Source organism: Thioclava sp. NG1 (assembly GCF_003122275.1).
In the GTDB taxonomy this organism is placed as follows: Bacteria; Pseudomonadota; Alphaproteobacteria; order Rhodobacterales; family Rhodobacteraceae; genus Thioclava; species Thioclava nitratireducens.
Genome location: NZ_QFBB01000011.1, coordinates 16653 through 37634 on the forward strand (window position 1 = coordinate 16653; position 20982 = coordinate 37634).

The 20982-nt window shown below is 64.9% G+C and carries 18 protein-coding genes; 6 read left to right on the plus strand and 12 right to left on the minus strand.

The window, feature by feature from the left end; translation table 11 throughout:
• Positions 1 to 10: 10 nt before the first annotated feature.
• From DEM26_RS17195 to DEM26_RS17250, 12 genes are all read right to left on the minus strand, one after another.
• Positions 11 to 757 (minus strand): alanyl-tRNA editing protein, encoded by a 747-nt coding sequence (locus tag DEM26_RS17195; protein WP_088726602.1) that lies wholly within the window; start codon positions 755 to 757, stop codon positions 11 to 13.
• The gene (locus tag DEM26_RS17200; protein WP_109172932.1) at positions 741 to 3290 is read right to left on the minus strand and encodes a DUF3772 domain-containing protein; all 2550 of its coding nucleotides are present in this window, start codon (positions 3288 to 3290) and stop codon (positions 741 to 743) included. Before DEM26_RS17200 ends, DEM26_RS17195 begins: the two co-directional genes overlap by 17 nt.
• Positions 3287 to 4318 carry a cysteine synthase A gene (locus tag DEM26_RS17205; RefSeq protein ID WP_088718678.1) on the minus strand — a complete coding sequence of 344 codons (1032 nt, stop codon included), beginning with the start codon at positions 4316 to 4318 and terminating at the stop codon, positions 3287 to 3289. The genes DEM26_RS17200 and DEM26_RS17205 overlap by 4 nt, the downstream gene beginning before the upstream one ends.
• 86 nt (positions 4319 to 4404) lie before the next feature.
• Complete coding sequence (locus DEM26_RS17210) at positions 4405 to 5538, minus strand: NUDIX domain-containing protein (protein ID WP_158275148.1); 1134 nt, start codon at positions 5536 to 5538, stop codon at positions 4405 to 4407.
• 87 nt (positions 5539 to 5625) lie between these two features.
• Positions 5626 to 6111, minus strand: coding sequence for a TrgA family protein (locus DEM26_RS17215; RefSeq protein ID WP_075776519.1), 486 nt, complete (start codon positions 6109 to 6111; stop codon positions 5626 to 5628).
• 154 nt (positions 6112 to 6265) lie between these two features.
• Complete coding sequence (locus tag DEM26_RS17220; RefSeq protein ID WP_109172934.1) at positions 6266 to 6976, minus strand: ThuA domain-containing protein; 711 nt, start codon at positions 6974 to 6976, stop codon at positions 6266 to 6268.
• Complete coding sequence (locus tag DEM26_RS17225) at positions 6973 to 7842, minus strand: NAD(P)-dependent oxidoreductase (protein WP_109172935.1); 870 nt, start codon at positions 7840 to 7842, stop codon at positions 6973 to 6975. The genes DEM26_RS17220 and DEM26_RS17225 overlap by 4 nt, the downstream gene beginning before the upstream one ends.
• Entirely contained in the window at positions 7842 to 9368 is a 1527-nt protein-coding gene (locus DEM26_RS17230; protein ID WP_075776522.1) for a sugar ABC transporter ATP-binding protein, read from the minus strand. Before DEM26_RS17230 ends, DEM26_RS17225 begins: the two co-directional genes overlap by 1 nt.
• Positions 9365 to 10354, minus strand: coding sequence for an ABC transporter permease (locus DEM26_RS17235; RefSeq protein ID WP_088718684.1), 990 nt, complete (start codon positions 10352 to 10354; stop codon positions 9365 to 9367). The genes DEM26_RS17230 and DEM26_RS17235 overlap by 4 nt, the downstream gene beginning before the upstream one ends.
• 10 nt (positions 10355 to 10364) lie before the next feature.
• Entirely contained in the window at positions 10365 to 11339 is a 975-nt protein-coding gene (locus DEM26_RS17240) for an ABC transporter permease (protein ID WP_075776524.1), read from the minus strand.
• Positions 11340 to 11468: 129 nt separating this feature from the next.
• Positions 11469 to 12266: an SDR family NAD(P)-dependent oxidoreductase gene (locus DEM26_RS17245; protein ID WP_075776525.1), complete on the minus strand. Its 798-nt coding sequence runs from the start codon at positions 12264 to 12266 to the stop codon at positions 11469 to 11471.
• Between the two features lie 77 nt (positions 12267 to 12343).
• Positions 12344 to 13294, minus strand: coding sequence for a sugar ABC transporter substrate-binding protein (locus tag DEM26_RS17250; protein ID WP_109172936.1), 951 nt, complete (start codon positions 13292 to 13294; stop codon positions 12344 to 12346).
• Between the two features lie 227 nt (positions 13295 to 13521).
• Here DEM26_RS17250 and DEM26_RS17255 point away from each other — a divergent pair, with 227 nt between their 5' ends.
• From DEM26_RS17255 to DEM26_RS17280, 6 genes are all read left to right on the plus strand, one after another.
• Positions 13522 to 15327, plus strand: coding sequence for an ABC transporter substrate-binding protein (locus DEM26_RS17255; RefSeq protein WP_109172937.1), 1806 nt, complete (start codon positions 13522 to 13524; stop codon positions 15325 to 15327).
• Between the two features lie 11 nt (positions 15328 to 15338).
• The gene (locus DEM26_RS17260; protein WP_075776527.1) at positions 15339 to 16142 is read left to right on the plus strand and encodes an SDR family NAD(P)-dependent oxidoreductase; all 804 of its coding nucleotides are present in this window, start codon (positions 15339 to 15341) and stop codon (positions 16140 to 16142) included.
• An 89-nt stretch (positions 16143 to 16231) separates the two neighbouring features.
• Positions 16232 to 17533 (plus strand): M24 family metallopeptidase, encoded by a 1302-nt coding sequence (locus DEM26_RS17265; RefSeq protein WP_075776528.1) that lies wholly within the window; start codon positions 16232 to 16234, stop codon positions 17531 to 17533.
• Between the two features lie 77 nt (positions 17534 to 17610).
• On the plus strand, positions 17611 to 18609 hold the full coding sequence (locus tag DEM26_RS17270; protein ID WP_075776529.1) for a thiamine pyrophosphate-dependent dehydrogenase E1 component subunit alpha: 999 nt from the start codon (positions 17611 to 17613) through the stop codon (positions 18607 to 18609).
• Positions 18610 to 18619: 10 nt separating this feature from the next.
• Positions 18620 to 19615 carry an alpha-ketoacid dehydrogenase subunit beta gene (locus tag DEM26_RS17275; RefSeq protein ID WP_075776530.1) on the plus strand — a complete coding sequence of 332 codons (996 nt, stop codon included), beginning with the start codon at positions 18620 to 18622 and terminating at the stop codon, positions 19613 to 19615.
• Entirely contained in the window at positions 19605 to 20963 is a 1359-nt protein-coding gene (locus DEM26_RS17280; protein ID WP_109172938.1) for a biotin/lipoyl-containing protein, read from the plus strand. Before DEM26_RS17275 ends, DEM26_RS17280 begins: the two co-directional genes overlap by 11 nt.
• Positions 20964 to 20982: the final 19 nt, after the last annotated feature.

Consider the following 20982-nt stretch of genomic DNA (forward strand, 5'->3'; position numbering starts at 1 on the left):
CCCGCAGTTCTCAGGCAAGATGAAGATGTACACGGCGGTTCATCTTGCCCTTCTTCTCGATCTTGCCGAGCCGGAGGCCACCGATCTCGCCGGTCGAGGCGACATGGGTGCCGCCGCAGGGCTGCAGGTCGATGCGGTCGGCAGCTTCGCCGATCGCGACCAGCCGCACCCAGCCCTGCCCCTTGGGCGGCGCGACCGAGAGCGTCTTGACCAGCTCTGGCTGCGCCTCGAGTTCGGCATCGGTGATCCAATGCTCGACCACTTTCAGGTCTTGCGCGACCCAATCGTTCAGCTGCCGTTCGATCGCTTCCAGATCTTCAGGCCTCTCCGGCATATCGAAATCGAGCCGCCCCTTGTCGGACCCGATCTGTCCGCCCGTCACCGGCAGCGGGATCGCGACCGACAGCAGATGCAGCGCGGTATGGACGCGCATGTGGCGGTGGCGGCGTTCCCAGTCGAGATGCTGCTGCACCTGAGCACCGACAGGCGGCAGGGGTTGCGGCTCGGCGGGCACGAGGATCACCGCGCCGGGCGCACCGGATTCGGCCTTCACGGTGGTCGCGATCTCGATCTCTCCGCCGTCCCAGACCAGCTTGCCGCTATCCCCCGGTTGGCCGCCGCCGGTCGGGTAGAAGATCGAATCCGCGCAATAGATGCCGCCTTCGTCGGTCAGTCCGGTCACCCGAACTTCGAGATCGCGGGCATAGGGGTGGATACGGTAGCTTTGCTGCTGCGATTGTTTAACGGTCTCCTGCATCGGCCTCTCCATCGGAACTGTCGTGGCGCTGTTGTTCTAACCCTTCCGGACCTTCGCCGGGTTGAGGCTTGCCATACTCGGCGCGGCTGACGGGGCGCTTGGAGGCGGTGTCGTCACTGTCCTCCGACCCCTTGTCCTCGGCCTCGTCGGATTGCGCCTCGGCGTCGTCCTTACTGGGCCGCAGCACCTCGGGGTTGCGCAACCAGACGTCGCGCTGTGCGAAGGGAATCTCGATCCCGGCCTCGGCGAAGCGTTGATTGATCTCGTGGTTCATCTCGCTCTGGACGCGGAGGATGAAGTTCACGTCCGAGAGGATCACGCGCACCTCGAAATCGAGGCTGTCCGCGCCGAAGCCCTTGAAGATCACGACAGGCTCGGGGTTCATCATCACCAGCGACTGGTTCGCGGCCACCTCGTGCAGGATGGTCTCGACCTTGCGGGTGTCGGTGCCATAAGCCACGCCGACCGGCACGATCAGGCGCCCCGTGACATTGCCGCGCGTCCAGTTCGTCACCTGCCCCGAGATCAGGTCCGCATTGGGCACGATGACTTCGGTGCGATCGAAGGTCTCGATCCGGGTGGAGCGCACGGAGATCGCCTTCACGATCCCCATCTGGCCGTTGACCTCGATCCAGTCGCCTTCGGAGATCGGGCGCTCGATCAGCAGGATGATGCCCGAGACGAAGTTCTGCACGATGGTCTGCAGACCGAAACCGACACCGACAGAGAGCGCACCGGCGACGATGGCGAGCGAGCTGAGGTCGATCCCGGCCGAGGAAATCGCGATCACCGCGGCGAGGAAGATGCCGAAATAGCCAAGGCCCGAGACGATGGCGTTCTGCCCGCCCTTGTCGATCTTGGTCTTCGGCAGAAGCGAGGTTTTCAGCGCCCCTTGCAGGAGCCGGGTAACCATCAGGCCGATCACGAAGACGATCGCGAAGGTCAGGAAAATGCCAGGCGAGATCGTGACGCCGCTGACCGAGACGCCGTTCTGGAAGCGCGTCCACATCTCGGCCAGATCGGCCGGGCGCGCCCCCCAGATCAGAGCTGCGGGCGGCATCGCGAGCAGGCCAAGCAGGAAGCCGATCAGCGCCGGGATCAGAGAGTCGCGCCCGTCATCTTCGCGCCGGGCGACCAGCACATAGACATCGGTAAAGAACTGGTTGAGCACCAGGAGCAGCGCGATCAGCCCCAGCGTCAGGATGGTCGGGAAGATCAGCGCGTTGGCGGCGTTGATATAGCCGATACCGCCCAGAACCGGCGCGACCACCGCGACCGCGATCAGCGCATTGCCGAGCGCCCCCACGAGCCGGTCGCGGAACGCGCCCTCCTCGGAGCCGGAGGTCTCGTTGCGCAGGTGGCGCCGCAGCAGTTGTCCGAAGCGGAATAGCGCGATCGCGGCAAGAACCTGCAGCGGGAAGACCAACACGCCGAAACCGGCATCGAGCGTATGCCCCGCCGCATCGATCTCTTCGGCCGTTTTCGCGCTTCCCTCGATCACATCCTGCCCGCGCGCGACGAGCCAATCGCCGAACGGGCCCTGGATCGCCGCGAAAACCGCCAGCGAGATCGTCAGCAACCGGCCTTCGCGGCGACGCTCGCTTTGCAGGGTGAAGGGCGCGACTTGCCGGTCGTTGCGCGGGAAGATGCGGCCCGAGAGCCAGAAGGCGACGAAGGCCGCGCTCAGCACCACGCCGATCGCTATGAGCAGCTCCATCCATCGCGAGCCGAAGAGTTCGGTCTGAACCAGCGCAGCTTCGAGCAGCACGATCCCCGCGATCGGCAGCAGGAGCTGCCCCAGCGAGACGATGAAATCGATCACCCTCTGCGCATTGCGCGCCAGCCGCGCCTCGAGCACATCGGCCAGCTTGTCGATCCATGTCCGGCCGCGCGCCACCAGAAGCAGCGCCACCAACAGCAAGCCCACGATCGCGGGCGCGTTGTTGCGCGCACTGGCATAGGGATCGGTGTCATTGAGCTGCTGGCCCATCTCCGAGGCAAGCTCGGAGGTCAGTTCCGACAGCACTTTCAGCCCCTCGGGCCAGTTTATCGGGTTCAGCGGCGAGGGTGTGAGCCGCAACAGCTTGTCAGTCTGCCGCGCGCGCAGAAGCTGGTCGATATTGGCAACGATGGAATCCGCGCGGCTCGCGGCCTCGGTCGCGCGCAACCCCGGCGATTGCAGCTGCGCCAACTCGTCGTTGAGTTTCTTGCGCCGGTCGGCGATCGCCTTGTCCTCGCTCTGGCCCTCCTTCGGCGGAGGTCCGAGCGCTTCGATCTGCGCTTTGACGGTCGAGATCTGGCTGGCGTTGATATCCTCGGCCGCCTTGAATTTCTCGCGCCAGTTGACGACCTCCTGCCGGATCTTGTCGAATTCCTGGCGCTGCGCCTTGTCGGCCTGCACCATCTGCTCGGCTTCGGTCGCGGTTTTTTCCCACGCCTTGTAATCCGGCGGCTCGGGGCTTTGTGCAAAGACGATCCCCGGAAGCGCCAGCGCGACGGCCAGCAATAGCAGACGCGCCAGACGCAGGATCATCCCTCGAACACCTCCGGCATCTCACGCGGGGCCCGGTCGAGCCATTCCGGCACAGGCAGACCCTTGCCCTTGAGGAAGTCGGGGTTGAAGAGCTTCGACTGATATCGGTTGCCGTAGTCGCACAGCACCGTCACGATCGTGTGGCCGGGGCCAAGCTCGCGCGCCATATGCATCGCGCCCGCGATATTGATGCCCGAGGAGCCGCCCAAGCAGAGGCCTTCTTCCTGCAGCAGGTCGAACACCACCGGCAGCGCCTCGCTATCGGGGATGTTGAAGCTCATATCCGGGGTGAAGCCTTCGAGATTCGCGGTGATCCGCCCCTGCCCGATGCCTTCGGTGATCGACGAGCCCTCGGATTTGAACTCGCCGGTCGTGTAATAGCTGTGCAGCGCCGCGCCATCGGGATCGGCGAGGCCGATCTTCACGCCCTTGGGCTGCAGCGCCATGCCGGTGCCCGCGAGCGTGCCGCCCGAGCCCACCGCGCAGATGAAGCCGTCGACCTTGCCGCCGGTCTGATCCCAGATTTCGGGGCCGGTCGTTTCGATATGGGCCTGCCGGTTCGCGGTATTGTCGAACTGGTTCGCCCAGATCGCGCCATGCGGATCGGTCTTGGCCAGTTCCTTCGCCAGTCGCTCGGAATAGCGCACGTAGTTGTTGGGGTTGCGATAGGGCGCGGCCGGGACCTGCACCAGCTCGGCGCCGGCCAGCCTCAGCATGTCCTTCTTTTCCTGGCTCTGCGTCTCGGGGATCACGATCACCGAGCGGAAGCCCATCGACGCGCCCACGAGCGCGAGGCCGATGCCGGTGTTGCCCGCCGTGCCTTCGACGATCGTGCCACCGGGTGCGAGCTCGCCGCGCTGGATCGCGTCGCGGATGATGTAGAGCGCCGCGCGGTCTTTCACCGATTGGCCGGGATTGAGGAATTCCGCCTTGCCGAGGATCGTGCAGCCGGTCTCTTCCGATGCCTTCCTGAGCTTGATGAGCGGGGTATTTCCCACCGCCGACGCCAGATCGCTGCAGATACGCATCGCGCTTTCCTCCCGTATCGAGTTGCCCGCCACCGGGCCGTTGAAGCCAGACTTAGGACGCGGCGCGCGCCACCTCAACCCCGCGATTACGCGACGCCCGCCATCCGCTGCAGTGCGGCGCGCTGCCCGGCGAGCCAGAGTGCGAGCACGACAAGCGGCGCATTGCCCGCCTCGCCGGTCGCCACCAGCGTCATCAGACGCTCGAACGGCACCAGATGAGCGCGGATATCTTCATGCTCATCGGCCTTGCCGCCAAGCTGCGCAGCCTCGTCAGGAAGATCGGCGATCCCTATATAGGAATAGACGAATTCGCTCTTGGCTCCCGGCGACGGATAGTAGCGCGGGGCCTCGATGAGGCGCGCAATCGTGATGCCCGCCTCTTCCCCCGCCTCGCGCAGCGCCGCTTCCTCGGGGGTCTCGCCGGGATCGACCCGGCCCGCGATCGCCTCGATCATCCACGGGTTCGGCTCACCGCGGGCCAGCGGCCCGGTGCGGATCTGTTCGATCAGCATCACCCGGTCGCGCACCGGATCATAAGGCAAAACGACGCTCGCATCGCCCGAAACGAAGGCCGCCCGGTCGAGCTTGGCGCTCATGCCTCCGGCAAAGAGCCGGTGTTTAAGTTTGTAATCTTCGACGGCGAAAAACTTAGCATAGGCAGTCTGTTGCGCGTCGATCTTGATGTCGCCATCCTGCAGGTCGCGGCGCAGGTCCTGCGCCATCGGGGTAGCGCGCGCCCGCAGGATGGAGGCCGCGCGCACGAGGATCGCGTGATAGCGCGCATTGGCGGCGTCGGGCCCGACGGCCTGCGCTTCGGCGATGAAGAGGCGCGCGGCTTCGGTCTTCAGCGCCGCCCATTTCGGCGCCCAGTCGCCGAGCGTCCACGCCGCGCCGACCTCCCAACGATCGGCCTGCGGCAGCCAAAGCTTCGCGTCGCGCGACCCCGCCCCGGTTTCCAGCTCACGAATTTCGGCGTCGTAACCATCCTCGTACCACGCGATGCGCTCCGCCTCGGCCTCGGTCAGATCGGCCACGACCCCGCGCGTCACCGCCCCCGGCGTTTCGATCAGGATCGGAAAGCCCAGACCCTGCCCCTCGCGGCAGGCCTCGTGCGGCGCGAAACCTTCCAGCCGTGCCGGAACGAGCTGCGGCACACGTCCGATCACCGCCTCCAGCAGTGGCGGATGACAAAGCGTTCCATAGAAGAAATGTGGTTGCATGAGCATCCCCGCAGCTTGGCGCATCATGCGCTTCAACCTGCAAGGCAAGCGCGCGATGTCAAGCCAAGGGTGCGGCCCTCGCGGTGTTCAGCGCCCGTAGCGGCGATAGGCGAACTCCGACAGCAGGCCCGCGCCCATCGCACCCAGACCGAGCGTGATGACCGGCGCCACCCCCAGCGAGGCCACCCCGATCGCGACACCCTGCCCGATGACATCGGTCACGGCGGAGAGCACGTCGTCATAGCGCATCCGCAGTGCCAGCTTCAGCATCTGGATTGTGCCGAGGAAGAAGAAGGTCCACATCAGAACATAGATCCCGCCGCGCAGCCCGTCATTGATTGCATCGACCCAACGCCGCCCCTCCGACACGCCCACCACGCGCCAACCAACCAGAAGCCCGAAGGAGCCCATGATCAGGCCCAGCTCTTTCGCGCCATCGACCCCAGCCGGAATCGCAGGCATGATCTGTTGGGCGGCGAAGAACCCCGTCGCTCCGAGCGCGAGCGCCGCGAAAAGTTTCGCGAGGGTCGGGATTTGCGCCTGCGACTTGCGCACTGCGATACGTTGCATCATTGCCGGGCCTCCATCTCGAAACCGATCCGGTCTGAGGGTGATCCCTACTGGTTAACGCGCGATTACGGCGAAACTATGAAAGACTGACGTAAGGTAATACGACATCAAGAAGGCCATCACGAAGGACGCATTTGTCCGGTCGCGTCGCTCGCTTTCACGCGTCAGGCCCCCGCGCCGCCCAATGCATCCCGCGCCGGATGATCTCGGTCACCTGCTCGACCTTCAGATCGTCGAGCGTGTGTCCGATCGAGCAATAGAAGATCCGCCCCTTGTCCCAGCGCCGCTTCCAGACGACCGGAATCACAGTGCCCTCGATCCACCACAGGTGATCGCCCGAGAAGGTCGTCGTCGCGAGCACCTCGTTACTCGGATCGGTAAGCATATAATACTGCTCGGATTTCAGCCGGAAGCTGCGGATGCCCTTCACGATCGGATCTGCGGGGCGGCAGATCGTGACGTCGTAATCGACGTAATCGTCGGTCGGCACAAGGTTGTCCGGCCAGCCCGGTGGATGGGCGACGAACTGCCCGCCGATCAGGAAGTGGTAGGTCGGGCGGTCGCGGAAGGCATCGCCCATATGGCCGTGCCAGCCCGCCAGCCCACAGCCATTGGCGACCAACTTAAGAAGCCCGTCCTCCTCCGCCTTGGTCATGTTGCCGAATTCCGGCTGGTGCGCGGAGCGGGCGGACGACCAGATCGGCACGATCAGGTCGCAATCGGCCATCTTCTCGGGCTCGGCAAGGGGCGCGAGCGTGTCATGCACCACCACCTCGAAGCCCTCGCCCTCCAGCAGGTCGCGGCACCAGTCTGCGAATTCGGTCGGCGCGTGGCCTTCCCAGCCTCCGACGAAGAGAACGGCTTTCATGATTTATCCTTTCGCGTGAAATCGACCATCGAAGCCATGTCGCGCGCCCCACGGCCCGCAGCTTCGGCGGCGCGAAGCCGCTCCAGCACAACCTCGCCCTGCGGCAGCGCGACGCCAAGCTGCGCGGCCAGTGCCTGCGTGACCTCCATATCCTTGCGCGCCAGCGCCACTGTGAAACTGACCGGGTGGGCGGCTTCGTCCAGATAAAGCGGCTTGCGGTAGCTCAGCATCGGCGCGGCGGCGGCCGAAGCCTCGATCGCGGCAAAGGCCGTGCTTGTGTCGATGCCTGCCGCGTCGGTGAGGCTCAGCGCCTCGGCGAGGGTCTGGTTGAGGCTGTGGATGAGCATGTTCACGGCGAGCTTCATCACCGCGCCGTCGCCCACATTGCCCAGACAGATCACCGTCTTGCCCATGGCATCGAGCGCGGGGCGCAGCGGCGCCGCCTGATCCTCGGTGCAGCCCGCCATGATCATCAGGCTCGCCGCCTCGGCCGCGGCTGTGGAACCCGAGACCGGCGCGTCGATCACCTGCCAGCCTGCGGGGGCCTCGCCCGCGAGATCAGCGATATGTTCGGGGCTCATCGTGCCCATCTCAAGCACCGTCAGCGGACCGGACGCGGCGAAGAGACCGTCCTCTCCCAGATGCACGGCGGAGGACGCCGCGTCGTCGGAGAGCATCGTCACCACCAGTTCCGTCCCCTCGGCCAAGGCGCGCGGGGTGGCGGCCACCCCTGCCCCGGTCTCGGCGGCGAAGGTCTCGGCGCGGTCCGGAGAGCGGTTCCAGACCGTCACCTCATGCCCGGCCGCGATCAGGTTGCGCGCCATCGGCGCACCCATCCGCCCGAGCCCCGCAAACCCGATCCGCATCACGCGACCTGTTCTTGCTCGATCCCGGAAATCGCGGCGACGAGGCTGTCCTCGGTCACTTCCTCGGCGGTGAAGCGGCGCATCACGCGTCCATGATACATCGCGAGGATGCGGTCCGAGACATGAAGCACTTCGGGCATCTCCGAAGAAATCACGATCACCGCGTAGCCCGAGCGGGCAAGCTCGCGGATCAGGTCGTGGATCTCGGATTTCGAGCCCACGTCGATGCCGCGCGTTGGCTCGTCCACGATCAGGATGCGCGGATGCATCGCGAGCCATTTGCCGATCACGATCTTCTGCTGGTTGCCGCCCGAGAGATTGCCGACCGCCTGCCGCCAGCTGGGAGTCTTGATCTTCAGCGTATCGCGATACTGGTCGAAGATCGCGATCTCGGCCCCGTCCGACACGAACGGCCCCGAGGTCAGATCGCCCACCTGCGGCAGGGTGATGTTGTCGCGGCAGTTCATGCCAAGCACCAGCCCCTGTTCCTTGCGGCTTTCGGGCACCAGCGAGATGCCTTTCGCGATCGCGTCGGCGGGCGAGTGGATCGAGGTCTCCTTGCCGTCGATTTCGATCGTGCCGGCGGTGGGACGGCGCAGGCCGAACAGCGTCTCGGCGATCTCGGTGCGCCCCGCGCCCACAAGACCGTAGAAGCCCAGCACCTCACCCTCGCGCAGCTCGAAGCTGACATCCTGGAACAGCTTGCCGCAGCTCAGCCCCTCCACCTTCAGGGCGACGTCACCGGTTTTCACCTCGGCATGCTGGCGGCGCGACAGGTCGAGCGAGCGCCCGATCATCAGCTGGATTACCTCGTCCTCGGTGGTGTCGCCGGCGACCAGCGTCCCGCGATAGCCGCCATCGCGCAGGACCGAGATCCGGTCGGCCAGCGTGAAGATCTCGTCCATTCGGTGCGAAATGTAGACGATGCCAACGCCGCGCGCCTTCAGGTCGTTGATGATCTCGAACAGCACCACCTTCTCGGCATCGGTCAGCGAGGCGGTCGGCTCGTCGAAGATCACGACCTTCGCATCTACCGTCAGCGCGCGGGCGATCTCCACCATCTGCTGGTTGGCGATGGAGAGTGCGCCCACCCGGTCCTTCGGGCCGAAGCCGCAATTGAGGCGTTTGAGGATTTCCTCCGACTTGGCGAAGAGCGTCTTCCAGTCGACCCGGCCAAGGCTCCTGCGCGGGAGTTCACCTAGATAGATGTTCTCGGCGACCGTCATCTCCTCGGCCAGCGACAGCTCCTGGTGGATCAGCACCACGCCGCGCCGTTTTGCCTCGAGGGGCGTACGCATCGTGACCGGTTTGCCCTCGATCTCGATCGTGCCCTCGTCGGGTTGATACATCCCGGCGAGCACCTTCATCAGGGTGGATTTGCCCGCGCCGTTTTCGCCCAGCAGCGCGTGGACCTCGCCTGCGCGGACGTCGAATGTCACGTCGTCCAGTGCGCGCACACCGGGAAAGGTCTTGACGATCCCCTTGAGCTGCAGCGCGGGGGTCTTGGTTTCAGCAGCGTCGCTCATACCCGAAGCTCCTCTTTGCCCTTGCGGTTGAGCTGCTTGTCGAGCAGCAGCACGGCGATCAGGATCGTCCCGAGGATCACCAGCACGTAGAAAGCGGGCACCTGCATCAGGTTCATCCCGTTGCGCAGGATGCCGATGGCGAGCACGCCGCCCAGCGTGCCGATGATATTGCCCGCACCGCCGTTCAGCTTGGTGCCGCCAAGCACGACCGAGGTGATGACCCACAGTTCGTAATTCGTGCCGAGGTTCGGCGTCGCCGCGCCCATCTGCGAGGACAGCGTGACCCCTGCGAGCGCCGCGAAGAAGCCGACGATCATGAAGTTGATCAGCATGTGCGGCCCCACGCGGATCCCCGCATTCACCGCTGCTGCCCGGTTGCCCCCCACCGCGTAGGTGTTACGGCCATGCACGGTGCGCGCAAGCAGCAGATGCACCACTACCGTGCAGACGAGGAACAGCACCGCCAGCGTCGGCAACGGTCCGAGATTGCTCGACCCGAAATCCGAGAAGGAGAAGTTCATCGCGAAGAAGGACTGTTCCTTGGTGTAGACGAAGACGAGCCCGCGCACGCCAAGCATCGCGCCCAGCGTCACGATGAAGGCATCGACCCCCGTTTTCCAGACGATGAACCCGTTGAGCGCGCCAAGGGCGGTGCCCGCTACCAGCGCCGCGATCACGGCGGGCAGGAGCGCCCAGTTGCCCCAGGCCGAGAACATATCCCAGCCCTGAATGTCGACGCAGAGGCTCGCCGCGAGGGCGACGACCGCACCGACGCTCAGGTCGATATTGCCGTTGATCATCACCAGCGTCATGCCGAGCGCGATCAGGCCGATGGTCGAGGTCTGCACGAGGATGTTCTGGAAGTTCTGCACCGCGAAGAAATACGGGTTCGCGAAGCTGAAGAACACGAAGATCAGAACGATGAAGCCCCATATCGGGTTGGCTGCGAGCCAACGCACGGGCGATTTGATAACGGTATCCGCCATTGTCTCCTCCTCAGGCGATCGGGGAAAGCAGCCGGCCACGCTTGGCCGCGATGTCGAGCCAGACCGCGAGGATGATCACCACCCACGTCACCAGCCACTGCACGTAGTATTCGAAGCCCATCAGCAGCAGGCCGTTCTGGATGAAGCCGAGGATCAGCACGCCGATCACCGTCTTCCAGATCGTGCCCGAGCCGCCCAGCAGCGACGTTCCGCCGAGGATCACGCCCGCCAGCACCTGCAGCTCGTAGCCTTGGCCCACGTTGTTCTGCGAGCCCATCACCCGGCTGCCGAGGATGATCGCGGCGATGGCGACGCCGGTGGCCGAGATCAGGTAGGTCAGGAACACCACGCGCGAGCGCCGCACGCCCGAGAACACCGCCGCCGTGGCGTTGCCGCCGGTGGCGTAGATGCGCCGTCCGAAGGGGGTGTAGGCCATCGTCAGGTGCAGCACGATCGCACAGATCCCGAAGATCACGATGGGCGTCGGGATATCGAAGATCGAGCCGCGCCCGAAAATCTTGAACCAGGTCTGATCCTGATTGACGATATCGACGTTCTTGCCGCCCGAATAAATCAGCGTGAGGCCCTGTATCGCCGAGAGCATACCGAGGGTCACGATCAGCGAATTCAGCCGCGCGACGCCGACGAGCAACCCGTTCACCGCGCCGAGCGCCAGTGTGGCGACCAGCATCACACCAATCGCCGGTGCCGGGCCGATCTTGTCATGCAGATCGACCACCAGGACGGTCGAGAAGGACAGCATCGAGCCCACCGACAGATCGAGATTGCCGCCGATCACCACCACCGTCACGCCTAGCGCCATGACCCCGATGATCGCCGAGGAGCGTATCACCGAGAAGAGGTTCTCCGGCGACAGGAACCGATCCGAAAAGATCGAGAATCCGATCAGGAACAGAGCGAAGGCCACCAGGATGCCCTGCCGCGCCAGCACGCCGGCGATCGTTTTCCACCTGTCTCGGTTCATTCCACTCCCCCTGCTGTCACGCGCCACGCGCGCCGTGTGCGGGCTGCTTGCGGCAGCCGGCTTCTCCACATGCGAATTCGCCATTTTCTCCTCCCGTCGGGCAGCCTCCTCGCTGCCGCTGACGGCGGGTCAGACCAGTGTCATACCGCCGTCGATCATCACGATCTGTCCCGTCATGTAGTCACTGTCGGGCGAGGCGAGGAACGTCGTGGTTCCCGTGATATCGGCAGGTCGTGCGACCCGTCCGCGCAGGATGCCCGAGGCGAACTCCTCCATCGCCTGCCCGGGCGCCTGCGCCGCGCCGATCTCCATCAGGTCGCGATCGACCTCTTCCCACATCTCCGTCGCCACCACGCCCGGCGCGAAACCTGTCACGGTGATATCGTGCTTCGCAAGATCGCGCGCGCCTGATTGCGTCAGCGAAACCACCGCCCATTTCGAGGCGCAATAGGGCGCCACGTTGTCAAAGCCCTGACGGCTCGCGATCGAAGCGGTGTTGATGATCTTGCCACCACCGCCCTGCGCGATCATCTGATGGGCCGCTTCCTGCATCCCGATCAGAGTGCCGAGCCCATTGATATCCATGATGAAATGCCAATTATCTTCGGTCACGTCGAGGAAGTTCATCGGGCGATTGACGCCCGCATTGTTGAACACCACGTCGACCCGGCCGAATTCCGCAGCGACCTTCTGCATCATCGCGCGCACTTCGTCACGCTTGGTCACGTTCACCTGCGCCGACATCACCCGGCCACCCGCAGCTTCCGCGCGCGCCGCATTCTCCGTCGCAAGTTCGGCGACCCGCTCACCGTTGAGATCGGCGAAACAGACATCCGCCCCCTCATCCAGCAAAGCCTCGGCAATCGCGCGTCCAATACCGCGCGCAGCACCCGTCACGAGACAGACCCGTCCAGTTACGCGTCCCATCGAATTCTCCGTTTTTCCTGCAATAAGGTGGGCATGGGTCGCCCCGTGAGCTTGACCCATGCCCTGGGGAGGAGAGATCAGAAGGCAGGCTTCTTGAACTGGTCCATATTCTCCTGGGTGATCTGGGGCGTCTTGAAGTAGTTCATCTTCGGAACGTCCTTGCCCTGGATCACGTCGATCGCGGTCTGAAGCGCGTTCTTCGCATCGTCGATCGGCGACTGGTAGACCGAGCCGTAATACTCGCCCTTCTTCATCGCCTCGTAGCCGACCGCGAAGTTGGTGGCGCCGACGAACTTGATGTCCTTGGCACGACCCGCAGCCTTGGCGGCGTTGAGCGCACCGACGCCCATGTTGTCATCGGCCGCATAGACGCCGTCGATCTTCGGATATTTCACGAGGAAATCTTCCATGACGCGCTGCGACTTCTCGCGGTTCCAGTCGCCAGGCTGGGTGTCCATGATCTTCACGTCGGGGCAGGCTTTGGCCAGCTCGTCCTCGAAGCCCTTCTGGCGTTCGATCGCGGTAGTGTAGCCGGGCTTGCCCGAGATCTGCACGATGTCACCCTTGCCTTTGAGCCCGGTGCACATCATGTCCGCGGCTTCCTTGCCCTGCTCGATATTGTTCGGGCCCGAGAAGGCGGCGATGAATGGCATGCCCTGCTCGGCGATGTTGGAGTTGGTGATGATGACCGGGATGCCCGCGTCATGCGCCTTCTTGACCGCCGGGACCACGGCCTTGCCGTTGGTCGGCCAGACGATGATCGCCTGCACTTTCTGCTGCACGAGATCCTGGATCTGCGCGATCTGGCGCGCCACGTCGCCGCCCGCATCGAGCACGACCGCATCGACGTCGGGATTGGCCGCCGCCGCCTCCTTGAAGGCCTTCTCATAGGTGGTCTGGTAGCTGTCCACCCCGACGTTGTTCTGCGTAATGCCGATCTTCATCTGTTCGGCCCATGCACCGCCGGCAAGCGCGAGCGTTGCGACTGCGGTAGTTCCGGCGACGAGCGCCTTCATCGATCTTTTCATCATTACCTCCCATGATGTTTCAGTCCGGCCGTTGGTCAGCCGTGGCACCCACCCCCTCCTGAGTGTCTGCCATGCAGCCCGAATCCTCCGGCGGCACATCCTGATCATTCCGACAGCGGCCCCGGCTTTCGCCCGCCAACTTATCCATTTTGAACATCGTTACATCCATAATGGATATTTTTGCTAAGGTGAACGATCCTCGATCTGGACATCTTTCGGAGGACTTCATGGCGAAGCAACCAAAACCACAGCTCGGACACAGACGCGTGACCAAACTCGATCCGCAAAATATCCAACATGGACATACCGGCGCCCCGGCGCCGTCCGCGTCCGTCGTTCAGGATCGGGACACCGCGCTGTCGATGATCGACCTGCTCGAGTCTCTCGCCGACGAGATCGATTCCACGCTCGCGCTCTCCACCCCAAACCCGTATCTCGCGATGGCCGCCCATCTGGTGCGCTGCCATCTGGAGGGCAAGATCGTCACGCCCTCCTCGCTCGTCGCGGCTTCGGGCGTGCCCTACGCGACGGCGATGCGCAAACTCTCGGACATGATCGATGCCGGGATGATCGAGCAACGCCCGCGCACTCGCTCTGGCAAGACCGTTTCGCTTCATGCCAGCACGCAGCTGCTGACGAACTGGGGACAGCTTTCCGATCGCGTCGCGCGTCTTGCCCGCAAGCACCTCGCCGACTCCGACGGGGGCGAGCGCGACTATTACTTCGGCGGCACCTACCTCGCCGGTCATTCGATTGCTCCGCCCTCGGTGCTGCCCGAGCCGATCACCGTGCCGGGCGGCCTGCGCGTTCTGGTTCATGGCGATCCGACCTTCATGGTGATGGAGAACCTCAAGCGCCAGTTTGAACATATCGTGGGTACATCGATCTCGCAGCGGGCCTTCTCGATCGACCGGCTGCACGAAGAGACGCTGCGCAATGCCACCCGCAAGACCAGCCATTACGACATCGTCGCCGTCGACCTGCCGTGGATCGGGGAATTCGCGAAGAAAGGGCTGTTGATGCCGCTCGACGAGGTGATGGATATCTCGCGCCTCGATCCGAGCGATTTCCATACCGCGGGCTGGCGTGGCGCGCATTGGGAGGGCCGCCCCTATGGCGTGCCCAGCCAGACCACGCCGGAGCTGCTGTTCTATCGCAAGGATCTGTTCGCCGAAGCCGGGCTGAAGCCACCGTCCACGACCGATCTCGTGCTAAAGGCCGCGCGGCATTTCCACGACCCCACGCATGGCCGCTACGGCATCGCGTGGAACGCCGCGCGCGGCACCGCGCTGGGGCACACCTTCATCATGGCGATGGCCGATTTCGGCCAGCCGGTCGTCAATCTCGACCCGATCGCGGGCGGGTTCGACGCCGATCATCTCGATCGCGACGATTTCGTTGCGCAGTTCGACACTCCCGCGACCGAGGCGGCTGCAGAGTACCTGCTGCAACTGATGAGCGTCTCGCCGCCCGACATCCTGTCGATGTCCTGGTACGAGCGCGTGCGCCCCTACGCGGCGGGTAAGGTCGCAATGGCCTATGGCTACACGCTGCTCGCGCCGTATTTCGAACTCGACGCGAATTCGCCCGCGCATGACACGACCGGCTATCTTCCGCATCCGACGGGGCTTGGCGCGAAGCCGGTGGCGCCTGTGGGCGGATACGTGCTCGCGATCCCGGCCAATCTACCCGAGGAGCGGCGCGCCGCCGCGGCAGAGGCGCTGATCGCCTTCACCTCGCCCGCGGCGCAGAAACTGTACGTGCTCAACGGCAGCCGCACGGTGCCGCGCTACTCGGTCGGCGCCGATCCGCAGGTGCAGCATCTCTCGCCGATCTTCGAGGCGGTGGACGCGATGTCCTGGCGAGACGAGCTGCAATTCTGGCCGCGTCCGCCGCTGCCGAACATCTGCGAGCTGATCGAGATCTGCGGGCAGGAAATTCACGACATGCTGCGCGGGGTCACCACCCCGCGCGAGGCACTCGGCAAGGTCCAGATTCGGGCCGACCGGGTGCTGAGGACAGGTTCAAGTTAGGGAGGAAAGACATGGACCCCGATCGACTGAAGGGAAAGAACATCCTGATCACCGGCGCAGGCCAGGGCATGGGTGCGTGCAACGCGGAGTATTTCGCGCAGCAGGGCGCGAATGTCTGCCTGGGTGATATCGATCTCGACGCAGCCCAAGAGACCGCCGACCGTATCAACAAGGGCGGCAACGGCAAGGCGATCGCGGTGCGCATGGACGTCACCAAGCGCAAGGACAATGCCGATGCAGTCGCAGCCACCGTCGACGCCTTCGGCATGATCAATGTCGGCCTGTTCAATGCGGGCCTGAACAAGCCCCGGTTCTTCATGGATATCGATGAAGACAACTGGGATCACATCATGACGGTCAACACCAAGGGCATGTGGCTCGGCATGCAGGAAACCGCACGGCAGATGATCGCGCAGGGCAAGCAGGACTATCCCTACAAGCTGATCAACGTGGGCTCCGTCGCCTCGCGCAAGCCGCTGGTCGACGTGACGGTCTACTGCACCTCGAAATACGGCTGCCTCGCGCTGACCCATTGCGGGGCGATCGCGCTGGCAGAGCATGGCATCACCGTGAACGGCTACGCGCCCGGCGTGGTGAAGACGCCGCTCTGGGAGCAGCTCGACAAGGATCTCGTGGATATCGGCTTCAAGGAGCGTGAAGGTCAGGCCTTCGACGATCTGGCCGAAATCCTCGCGCTCAAGAAGGTCTCCTACCCGGATGACGTGAAGGGAACGGCGGCGTTCCTCGTCAGCCCGGAGAGCGACTACATGACCGGCCAGATGATCCATATCGACGGCGGCTGGGTCATCCAGTGATCCGCGCCTGAACCGGGCCAACACCCCGGAACTCTTAGACAATCGCAACCGAACAGGCGCGCCGGAACGGCCGCGCCGGGAGACATATCATGACCACGACCGCCCTCAACCCGCGCATTCTGCAACCCGGGGACATCGACCCGAACTGGCGCTGGGAAAAGCACATCCCCGCCTGGGGTCACACCTCGGTGGATTTCGAGCGCCGCGTCGATCACGACCGTCTGCGCCGCTACCGCCTCAGCCGCGCCAAGGATGCGCTGAAGAAATCGGGCTGCGGCTCGCTGCTGCTGTTCGATGTGAACAACATCCGCTACATCTCCGGCACCAAGATCGGCGAGTGGGAACGCGACAAGATGTGCCGGTTCTGCCTGCTCGCAGGCGATGAAGAACCCTATGTCTGGGACTTCGGCTCCGCCGCCGTGCACCACCGCGAATATTGCGACTGGCTCGACCCCGAGCGGATGCTGGCGGGCGTCGTCGGCATGCGCGGAACGATCCCGCCCTCCTTCGGGCTGATGAAGAAATATGCCGAGGAGATCGCCTCGCTGATCAAGAAGGCGGGCATGGCCGACATGCCGGTGGGCGTGGACTATGCCGAGACGGCGATGTTCTTCGCGCTGAAGGAAGCCGGGCTGAACGTCGTGGACGGCCAGCAGGTCATGCTCTCGGCCCGCGAGATCAAGAATATCGATGAGATTCAGCTGCTCAACCAGGCGGCTTCGATGGTCGATGGCGTCTACCACATGATCCACGAGGAGCTGAAACCGGGCGTGCGCGAGAACGATATCGTCGCGATGTCGAACAAGCTCCTCTACGAGATGGGCTCGGACGACGTGGAAGCGATCAACGCGATCTCGGGCGAGCGCTGCAACCCGCACCCGCATAACTTCACCGACCGCCTGTTCCGGCCCGGTGATCAGGCCTTCTTCGACATCCTGCAAAGCTATCAGGGTTACCGCACCTGCTATTACCGGACCTTCAACATCGGTCGCGCGACGCCCTCGCAGAACGACGCCTACATCCGGTGCCGCGAATGGCTCGACAACGCGATCGCCCTGATCAAGCCGGGCGTCACCACCGATGTCGTCGCGAAGGCTTTCCCGAAATGCGAGGAATTCGGCTTCCCCGACGAGCTGTCGGCCTTCGGCCTGCAATTCGGCCACGGGCTGGGTCTCGCGCTGCACGAACGGCCGATCATCAGCCGCGCGGTGTCGCTCGACAATCCGATGGAGATCCAGACCGGCATGGTCTTCGCACTCGAAACCTATTGCCCGGCCTCTGACGGCTATTCGGCGGCACGGATCGAGGAGGAGGTCGTGGTGACCGACAAGGGCTGCACCGTGATCAGCCTTTTCCCGGCCGAAGAGCTGCCGATCGCGGCCCGCTACTGACCGGCTCCCGGGCCCGCGCCATTCCGCGCGGGCCCGGACCTTACGCATAATGCCTACGCCAAAGGGGGGAGCGCGCCATGGCCAAAGCCACCAAGCGCAAGACGAATACCGAAGACTACCTGCGCATGTATCGCCAGATGGTGCGCATCCGCAGCTTCGAGGACAACGCCAACCAGCTGTATCTCTCGGCCAAGATGCCGGGCCTGACCCACATGTATTCCGGCGAGGAGGCCGTCGCGGTGGGCATCTGCGAGGCGCTGACCGACGACGACAAGATCACCTCGACGCACCGGGGCCACGGCCATTGCGTCGCCAAGGGGGCCGAGTTCAAGCAGATGTTCTGCGAGCTTCTCGGCAAGGCCGAGGGCTATTGCCGCGGCAAGGGTGGCTCGATGCATATCGCCGATCAGAGCCACGGCAACCTCGGCGCCAACGCCATCGTCGGCGGCTCGATGGGGATCGCCACAGGGGCCGCGCTCTCGGCCCGGCGGCTCGGGCGCGACGACGTGACCGTCTGCTTCTTCGGCGACGGCGCGACCGCGCAGGGCCTTTGGTACGAGGTGATGAACATGGCCGCGCTCTGGAAGCTGCCGGTCATCTATGCCTGCGAGAATAACGGCTATTCCGAATACACCAAGACCGACGAGATCGCCGCTGGTTCGCTGACCGCGCGCGCCGAGGCTTTCGGCATCGAGAGCTTCGAGGTCGACGGGCAGGACGTGCTGGCGGTGAACGAACTGGCGCAGCGACTGGTCGCCCGCGCCCGCAAGGGCGAAGGCCCGTTCTTCATCGAACTCAAGACTTACCGCTATCACGGTCACCATGTCGGCGACATCAACCGCGACTACTACCGCTCCAAGGACGAAGAGACGATCTGGAAGGAGCAGCGCGACCCGATCATCAATTTCGGCAAATGGCTCGTCGGCGAGGGCGTCGCGAGCGATGCGGAACTCGAGGAGATCCGCGAAGCGGTGAAGAAAGATGCCGCCGACGCCGTCGAATATGCGCTGGCCGCCGCCTACCCCGATCCGGGCGAGGTCGACATGCATGTCTACGCCCCCAACGACGCCGCCTGAGGAGGAAATCATGCGCGAGATCACCCTGTCCAAGGCCGTCAACGAGGCCATCGCCGAGGAAATGCGCCGCGATCCCACGATCTTCCTGATCGGCGAGGACGTGGCCGAAGCCGGCACCCCCTTCAAGGTCCTCTCCGGGCTCGTCGAGGAATTCGGCACCGAGCGGATCATCGACACCCCCATCTCCGAGCCCGGTTTCATGGGCCTCGCGGTGGGCGCGGCGATGACCGGATCGCGACCTATCGTCGATCTGATGTTCGGCGACTTCCTGTTTCTGGTGATGGATCAGCTCTGCAACCAGGCGGCCAAGACCCATTACATGTCGGGCGGCAAGCTGAGCGTGCCCTTGGTGCTGCGCACCAATCTGGGCGCGACCCGGCGCTCGGCCGCGCAGCACAGCCAGTCGCTCCATGCGCTCGTGGCCCATATCCCGGGGCTGAAGGTCGCCCTGCCCTCTTCGGCCTACGAGGCCAAGGGGCTGATGAAGACCGCGATCCGCGACAACAGCCCGGTCGTCATTTTCGAAGACAAGCTGATGTATAACGACAAGGCTCCGGTGCCCGAGGAGGAGTATTACATTCCCTTCGGCGAGGCCAACGTGCTGCGCGAGGGCAGCGATATCACTCTGGTCGCCACCTCGTCGATGGTGCAGGTGGCGCAGGCTGCCGCCGAGACGCTGGCCGCGGAGGGCATCTCCGCCGAGGTGATCGACCCGCGTACCATCGTGCCGCTGGATGAGAAGACAATCCTCGACAGCGTGCGCAAGACCAGCCGCGCCATCGTCATCGACGAGGGCCACCAGAGCTACGGCATCACCGGCGAGATCGCCGCGCGCATCTCGGAGAAGGCCTTCTACCACCTCGACGCGCCGGTGCTGCGGATGGGCGCGATGGACGTGCCGGTGCCGTTCTCACCCGCGCTCGAGGATCTGACCGTGCCGACGGCAGAGGGCGTGGCGCAAGCGGCCCGCCGGCTGGTCCGGCAGGAGGTGAGCGATGCCGCATGAGGTCATCATGCCCGCGCTCGGCATGGCCCAGCAATCGGGCCAACTGGTCGCCTGGCTGAAAGCGCCGGGCGATGCCGTGAAGGCGGGCGAACCCCTGATGGAGGTCGAAACCGACAAGGCCACGATGGAGGTCGAGGCGCAGGCCGACGGCTACCTCGGCGGGCTGCGCGCGAAGGCGGGCGATGACGTGCCCGTGGGCTCCGTGGTCGCGGTGATCGCCGAGACGAAGGAAGCCGCGGAGGCCGAAGCTGGCGGAGAGGTTGCCCAAGACGCACCTGCCGACGAGCCAGCGTCCGGGTCCGATACCGAGGCCGCGAACGACGACGCGCTCCCCGAGGGCGCGGAGGTCATCATGCCCGCGCTTGGCATGGCGCAGGAGACCGGTCAGATCACGACCTGGCTCAAGGAGCCGGGCGACGCGGTGGGTGCCGACGACATTCTCTTCGAGGTCGAGACCGACAAGAGCGCTGTCGAAGTACCTGCCGGTGTCTCGGGCTACCTTGCCGCGATCCTCGCGGACCCCGGCGAGGAAGTCCCGGTCGGCGCGCCGATTGCGATCATTTCGGCGGAGGCGCCCGCGAACCCGGTCCGCCGCAGCCACGCGCAAAAACCGGTCGCGCCCGAGCCTGCCAAGGCAGAAGCCCCGGCGAACAAAGCCACGCCGGAAAAAGAGACCACACCGAAGCCCGCAGCGGCCAGGCCGTCTGCGAAACCCGCGGCAGTCCCCGCGCCCGGCGGTCGCATCCTCGCCTCGCCGAAGGCGAAACGGCTGGCCCGCGAACAAGGGCTCGACCTCGCGCGGCTGGCCGAGGCGGGCATCGCGCAGCCCTACCATGTCTCGGATCTCGAGACGCTGCGCACCCTGCCCGCACCGCAAGCGGCGACAGCGACGGCTCCGACCGCTCAAGCGCTGCATCTGAGCGCCGAGGTGTCGGCGAAAGGCTTCGCCGCATTCTGCGACTGGATTGAAGCGGAGACGGGTCAGGCCCCCGATCCGGGCGCGCTGCTCGCCGGTCTCGCGGCAGGTACGACGTTCTCGGGCCCGGTCGCGGTTTCGCGTCACGGGCGCAGCCGCTGCTTTGCCGATCCGGGCCGTCACCCGCTAGGCCAAGCCCCCGAGGCGGAAGAGGATGCCACCCCCGCGCTCCTGATCCGCGATCTGCGCGGCAGCGCGTTGCAGCGGATCTCGCTCGGCGCAGAGGCGCAGCCAGTGCTGACGCTCACCGGCTCCGATCCGCTGACCCTCACGCTCGAGGCCGATCCCGGCCAGCTCGCGCCCGAGACGGCGCTCGACCTGATAACCGGATTTGCCGCGCGGCTGGCCGAGCCGCTGCGCCATCTCCTCTGATACAAGGAACCGGACCGAC

Coding starts and splice junctions, on each gene's coding strand:
- DEM26_RS17195 (WP_088726602.1), bottom strand. CDS start 757: ATGCAGGAGACCGTTAAACAATCGCAGCAGCAAAGCTACCGTATCCAC.
- DEM26_RS17200 (WP_109172932.1), bottom strand. CDS start 3,290: ATGATCCTGCGTCTGGCGCGTCTGCTATTGCTGGCCGTCGCGCTGGCG.
- DEM26_RS17205 (WP_088718678.1), bottom strand. CDS start 4,318: ATGCGTATCTGCAGCGATCTGGCGTCGGCGGTGGGAAATACCCCGCTC.
- DEM26_RS17210 (WP_158275148.1), bottom strand. CDS start 5,538: ATGCAACCACATTTCTTCTATGGAACGCTTTGTCATCCGCCACTGCTG.
- DEM26_RS17215 (WP_075776519.1), bottom strand. CDS start 6,111: ATGATGCAACGTATCGCAGTGCGCAAGTCGCAGGCGCAAATCCCGACC.
- DEM26_RS17220 (WP_109172934.1), bottom strand. CDS start 6,976: ATGAAAGCCGTTCTCTTCGTCGGAGGCTGGGAAGGCCACGCGCCGACC.
- DEM26_RS17225 (WP_109172935.1), bottom strand. CDS start 7,842: ATGCGGATCGGGTTTGCGGGGCTCGGGCGGATGGGTGCGCCGATGGCG.
- DEM26_RS17230 (WP_075776522.1), bottom strand. CDS start 9,368: ATGAGCGACGCTGCTGAAACCAAGACCCCCGCGCTGCAGCTCAAGGGG.
- DEM26_RS17235 (WP_088718684.1), bottom strand. CDS start 10,354: ATGGCGGATACCGTTATCAAATCGCCCGTGCGTTGGCTCGCAGCCAAC.
- DEM26_RS17240 (WP_075776524.1), bottom strand. CDS start 11,339: ATGAACCGAGACAGGTGGAAAACGATCGCCGGCGTGCTGGCGCGGCAG.
- DEM26_RS17245 (WP_075776525.1), bottom strand. CDS start 12,266: ATGGGACGCGTAACTGGACGGGTCTGTCTCGTGACGGGTGCTGCGCGC.
- DEM26_RS17250 (WP_109172936.1), bottom strand. CDS start 13,294: ATGAAAAGATCGATGAAGGCGCTCGTCGCCGGAACTACCGCAGTCGCA.
- DEM26_RS17255 (WP_109172937.1), top strand. CDS start 13,522: ATGGCGAAGCAACCAAAACCACAGCTCGGACACAGACGCGTGACCAAA.
- DEM26_RS17260 (WP_075776527.1), top strand. CDS start 15,339: ATGGACCCCGATCGACTGAAGGGAAAGAACATCCTGATCACCGGCGCA.
- DEM26_RS17265 (WP_075776528.1), top strand. CDS start 16,232: ATGACCACGACCGCCCTCAACCCGCGCATTCTGCAACCCGGGGACATC.
- DEM26_RS17270 (WP_075776529.1), top strand. CDS start 17,611: ATGGCCAAAGCCACCAAGCGCAAGACGAATACCGAAGACTACCTGCGC.
- DEM26_RS17275 (WP_075776530.1), top strand. CDS start 18,620: ATGCGCGAGATCACCCTGTCCAAGGCCGTCAACGAGGCCATCGCCGAG.
- DEM26_RS17280 (WP_109172938.1), top strand. CDS start 19,605: ATGCCGCATGAGGTCATCATGCCCGCGCTCGGCATGGCCCAGCAATCG.